Below are 4768 nucleotides of genomic sequence, written 5' to 3' on the forward strand. Positions count from 1 at the left end.
ATCATCGCAACCGTGCGAAAGCTCATCACAATCCTCAACGCAATCGCTCGATCAGACCCGGCATTCGCACAGTAGATCCACGGTTGCTTGTCCCGAGGACCTAAACACGTCAAGAAAATCAATGCATTGCAGATCCTCGGGACAAGCCCGAGGATGACGTCGAGTGTTTGAATCGGGAGGTGGCTACCTTATCTAGTCACGTCCAAACGCTCCTGCTAAACGCAGTCACTCCCCGTCCAGCGGTTCCACGCCCTGCGGCTTGCCCGCACGGTCGAGGCGAATCTTCTCGATTCGCTTTTCGGCAGCGTTCAACAGCGTTTCGCAATGCTTCTTCAGGGCTTCGCCGCGCTCATAGATGGCGATGGATTCGTCCAGCGCCACGTCTCCGCGTTCCAGACGTGCGACAATGCTTTCCAGCTCGGCGACGGCTTTTTCGAAGGAATAACCGCTGACATCGGCTGTGTTGGCATTTTCCGTCATGTTCAACCCTTCATCATTCTCAAAATATGCATGGCTGCCGATTCCGCCAGCCCTTCCAGATCATAACCGCCTTCCAGCAGGCTGACGACCCGGTTCGATGTGTATTTATCCGCCATTTCCAGAAGCCGGCCCGTTGCCCAGTCGAAATCCTCGCCCACCAGATTGATCTGCGCCAAGGGATCGCGGTGATGCGCGTCGAAACCGGCGGAGATGAGGATGAGATCGGGCGAAAAATCGGCAATGGCCGGCAACACGCGGGATTTGAAGGCCTCGCGGAAATATTCGCTGCCGGTGTTGGGCGAAAGCGGCGCGTTGACGATATTGTTCTTCACGCCGGTTTCGTTTTTGTCGCCGCTCCACGGGTAAAGCGGCATCTGGTGGGTGGAACAGAACAGCACGGAGGTGTCGTTCCAGAAGATATCCTGCGTGCCGTTGCCGTGATGCACGTCCCAGTCGATGATGGCGACGCGCTCTGCGCCGTGCACCTTCTGCGCATGGCGGGCGGCAATCGCCACATTGTTGAAAAGACAGAAGCCCATGGCCTTTGCGGTTTCCGCATGGTGGCCGGGCGGGCGGGCGGCGACGAAGACATTGTCGGCAGCGCCGGTAAACACGTCATCCACCGCCGCCATGGCCGCACCGATCCCGGTCAGCGCCGCCTGCAGGCTTTTTTGTGAAACGTAAGTATCGGCCTCGACGCGGTTGATCTCGCCATCCTCTTCGGGGATCTGCCGCATGACAGCAAGCAGATGCTCCTCCGGATGCGCCAGCAGCACCGCATCCTCATTCGCCTGCGGCGCTTCTTTGCGTTCCAGCCGCTCGAAATTCGGGTGTTCGAGCGCGATGTTCAGCGACCGCAGGCGGTCCGGCCGCTCGGGGTGGCCGGATGGCGTGATATGCTCCAGGAAGATCGGATGTTCGTATAAACGCGTCGCCATTCTTTTCCTCCCGAAGAAAGTCTGTTCAGGCGCGCTGCGGCAGAAGCGGATAACCGGCCATCACGACGCGGCCGGCAAGGGCCGCGAGCACGGCCTTCAGCGCATCGCCCGGAATGAAGGCGAGCGAACCCATGAAGGCCTTTTCGAAACCGAGCCCGACGACCAGCGCCAGATAGGTGATGCCGAAAGCATAAAGTACGACCACGCCGCCAATCAGGCTCGCGACGAAAAAGCCGATGCCCTGCGTCAGAGCGGACTGGCCGCGATTGACGAGTTTTTCCGAGAGCGTGCCGGTGACGAAAACCGCCGCGATCCAGCCGATCAGGAAGCCGGTGGTCGGCGTGGTGAAGATGGACAGGCCGCCGCGTCCGCCCGACAGCACCGGCAGGCCGATGGCGGCAATCAGGATCGTCAGGAGAACCGCCAGCGTACCGCGTTTCGCGCCCAGCACGACACCGGCCAGCATGACGCCGAGCGACTGCGCGGTGATCGGCACGGGGATGAAACCGAGCGTGATCGGCGGCAGAAGCCCGAGTGCGATGATGATGGCGGAAAACAGCGAAATCAGCACAAGGTCGCGGGTCGTCATGGCTCGGAAACTCCGGATGGTTATCTGGCCGTCAGCTTTGGCCTCTGAAACCGCGCGCGTCAATGGCGTCGGCAATGGCATCGGCATCCTTCAACGTCATAATCACCAGCGGCACGATGATGGTGGCCATCCGCACGGGCAGGCCGCGCGCCCGGTGCGCATCGCGCACCGCATGGTAACGGTTGACGATTTCAGGCACGAAACGCACGACGAGCCCGACCGAGAGCCCGATGTCGGCGGCCTTCACCAGCCCCAACTTCTCGAGAGGGGCGGCGGCAAGCGCAATTTCGTCCATGAATTGCGAGATGCTGACGGTGATGGTGACAGCGGTGGCAAGCAGCGCCAGCGCCGTCAGCCGCAAAAGATTGACACTGGCATCATGGGCCGGAAGCAGGAGATAGCTGAAGGCGGCGACGAGGAAGATGGTCAGCATCACCGGCCGCAGCCGCAGGCCGATATCCTTGAAGGGCAGCCGCGTGGCGCCCAGAATAAGGGCGGCCAGAACCGTCGCGCATGCGAGAACCAGCAGATCGCGGGTGAGGAACAATGCGATGCTGAAACCCATAAGCGTCAGGAGTTTGAGGCGCGGCGAGACGCGGTAGAGCCAGCCAGTGCCTTCGACATGCAGCGATTTCATCGCGATGCCACCTCCAGATAGCGCGCCACCGCTTCTTCGGGTGCGGCGTCGGCGACCAGCGCGCCTTCATGGAAAACCAGCACCCGGTCGAAGCTCGCAACCAGCGGCAGATCGTGGGTGATGACGATCAGCGCCTGTGACAGCGCCGCCATGGTCCCTTCCACGATCGCGCGGTTTTTGAGATCGAGCTGATTGGTCGGCTCGTCGAGAATGAGGAGCTGCGGTTCGGTGACCAGAAGCGCCGCCAGCGCCGCCAGCTGCAATTCGCCGCCGGAAAGCTCATGCGCGCGCCGCTCTTCCAGATGTGCGATGCCGAGCCGGGCAAGGACGGCTTTGACCCTGGCGTCGGTTTCCGCTCTGCCGAGGCCGAGCCGCTTGAGACCGAAGGCGACATCGTCGCGCACGATCGGCAGGATGATCTGGTTCTGCGGATTCTGGAAGATGAAGCCGACCGCCTGCAAGACCGCCTTGGCGTCGCTCACGGTGTCGAGACCGTTCACCGAAACCTTGCCCTCGCTCGGTTTGTTCAGCCCGTTGATCAGCCGGGCAAAGGTGGTCTTGCCGGAACCATTGAGGCCGATCACGCCGATGCGCCGTTCCGTCAATGTCACAGACAGCGGCTGCAGGGCCTGCCGGCCCTCGAAAGCGACACCGGCGGCGTTAAAACGGATTTCCAAGCTTACATCCTCGCGCTCTTTTCCGGTTCTATACCCCGTCATCAACAGAAGTGAAACAAGGAACAAAAAAAGAACATTGCAATCGCGAAAAAGCCGTTCTACCTTCTGTGCCATGGCGATCAAGGTTTCGAACGAAGCGGCAAGGCGGATTTTTCTGGCGCGGCAGGGGCTTTCCTCGCCGCCCGGCAAGGCGCTTTCCAAGAGTGACCTGCTGCAGCTCATCACCGATATCGGTTTCGTGCAGGTGGACAGCATCGGCACGGTGGAGCGCGCCCACCACCAGATTATCTTCTCCCGCAACCAGACCTACAGGCGCGGCCATCTGACCACGCTTTTGGAAAAGGACCGGGCGCTTTTCGAGCACTGGACACATGACGCCTCCATCCTGCCGACGGAATTTTATCCCTATTGGAAACATCGTTTCCGCCGCCGCGAGCCGATCATTCAGGAACGCTGGCGCAAATGGCACGGCGAGGGTTTCGATGCGGCTTTCGGCGAAACGCTGGAGCGGATCGCCGCCACCGGCCCGGTTCTGGCGCGGGAGCTGAAGGAGGAGGGGCACCAGTCCGGCGGCTGGTGGAACTGGCATCCCTCCAAGACCGCACTCGAATATCTCTGGCACACCGGCAAGCTCGCCATATCAGGCCGCGTAAACTTCCAGAAGGTCTATGATCTCGCCGAACGGGTCATTCCCGGCGAGCATCACGAAACCGAGGTGGAACACGCCGAATTTGTCGACTGGGCCTGCCGCGAAGCGCTGAAGCGGCTGGGTTTCGCCACCCATGGCGAAATCGCCGCCTTTTTCGATCTCGTCACCCCGCAGGAGGCGAGGGACTGGGTCAAAAGCCATCGCGATGAACTCTGCGAGGTCTCGTTGCTTTCCAGCGACGGGGACAATGCCCGCCCGTCTTTTGCCTTTGCCGATTTCACCGCCGACCTGACCGACGTGCCGGAACCTTCCGCCCGCGTCCGTGTTCTCAGCCCCTTCGACCCGCTGCTGCGCGACCGAAACCGCACGGAGCGGCTGTTCGGCTTCTATTACCGCATCGAGGTCTTCGTGCCCGAGCCGAAACGGCAATATGGCTATTATGTCTTCCCGCTTCTGGAGGGTGACAGGCTGATCGGCCGCATCGACATGAAGGCGGATCGCAAGCGTGGCACGCTGGATGTGCGCCGCCTGTGGCTGGAGCCGGGCGTACGCGCTTCGGCCGGTCGGCTGGAGAAGCTCGACGCGGAACTGGTGAGGCTGGCGAAGTTTACCGGGGTTGAGAGTGTGAACTATCTGGAGGGCTGGCGGGACTAGAGCCATATTCGCACCAAGTCTGCTTCCGTCATGCCGGTCCCCGGAACAAGCAACCGTGGATCTACTGTGCGAATGCCGGGTCTGATCGAGCGATTGCGTTGAGGATTGTGATGAGCTTTCGCACGGTTGCGATGATGGCGAGTT

The 4768-nt window shown here is 61.2% G+C and carries 6 protein-coding genes; 1 reads left to right on the top strand and 5 read right to left on the bottom strand.

Translation table 11 applies throughout. The features are described 5' to 3' along the window. Nucleotides 1–225: 225 nt before the first annotated feature. The 5 genes from ACQZ5N_RS26260 to ACQZ5N_RS26280 are packed head-to-tail and all read right to left on the bottom strand — an operon-like array spanning nt 226 to nt 3321. Nucleotides 226–480 carry an exodeoxyribonuclease VII small subunit gene (locus ACQZ5N_RS26260; protein WP_003503059.1) on the bottom strand — a complete coding sequence of 85 codons (255 nt, stop codon included), beginning with the start codon at nt 478–480 and terminating at the stop codon, nt 226–228. A 2-nt stretch (nt 481–482) separates the two neighbouring features. Beyond that, nucleotides 483–1418 (bottom strand): histone deacetylase family protein, encoded by a 936-nt coding sequence (locus ACQZ5N_RS26265; protein WP_448734556.1) that lies wholly within the window; start codon nt 1416–1418, stop codon nt 483–485. Between the two features lie 25 nt (nt 1419–1443). Beyond that, nucleotides 1444–2007: a biotin transporter BioY gene (locus tag ACQZ5N_RS26270; RefSeq protein ID WP_448734557.1), complete on the bottom strand. Its 564-nt coding sequence runs from the start codon at nt 2005–2007 to the stop codon at nt 1444–1446. Between the two features lie 31 nt (nt 2008–2038). Further along, the gene (locus ACQZ5N_RS26275; RefSeq protein ID WP_271044961.1) at nt 2039–2644 is read right to left on the bottom strand and encodes an energy-coupling factor transporter transmembrane component T family protein; all 606 of its coding nucleotides are present in this window, start codon (nt 2642–2644) and stop codon (nt 2039–2041) included. Next, a complete protein-coding gene (locus ACQZ5N_RS26280; protein ID WP_448734558.1) occupies nt 2641–3321 on the bottom strand; it encodes an energy-coupling factor ABC transporter ATP-binding protein in 681 nt (226 codons plus the stop codon). The genes ACQZ5N_RS26275 and ACQZ5N_RS26280 overlap by 4 nt, the downstream gene beginning before the upstream one ends. Before the next feature lie 112 nt (nt 3322–3433). Between ACQZ5N_RS26280 and ACQZ5N_RS26285 the strand changes: the two genes are divergently transcribed. Further along, nucleotides 3434–4624 (top strand): winged helix-turn-helix domain-containing protein, encoded by a 1191-nt coding sequence (locus tag ACQZ5N_RS26285; protein ID WP_448734559.1) that lies wholly within the window; start codon nt 3434–3436, stop codon nt 4622–4624. Nucleotides 4625–4768: the final 144 nt, after the last annotated feature.

It is taken from the genome of Agrobacterium sp. 22-221-1 (assembly GCF_053522445.1).

Bases quoted from the DNA above. Each gene is read 5' to 3' on its own strand.
- ACQZ5N_RS26260 (WP_003503059.1), bottom strand. From the start codon at position 480: ATGACGGAAAATGCCAACACAGCCGATGTCAGCGGTTATTCCTTCGAA.
- ACQZ5N_RS26270 (WP_448734557.1), bottom strand. From the start codon at position 2,007: ATGACGACCCGCGACCTTGTGCTGATTTCGCTGTTTTCCGCCATCATC.
- ACQZ5N_RS26285 (WP_448734559.1), top strand. From the start codon at position 3,434: ATGGCGATCAAGGTTTCGAACGAAGCGGCAAGGCGGATTTTTCTGGCG.
- ACQZ5N_RS26265 (WP_448734556.1), bottom strand. From the start codon at position 1,418: ATGGCGACGCGTTTATACGAACATCCGATCTTCCTGGAGCATATCACG.
- ACQZ5N_RS26275 (WP_271044961.1), bottom strand. From the start codon at position 2,644: ATGAAATCGCTGCATGTCGAAGGCACTGGCTGGCTCTACCGCGTCTCG.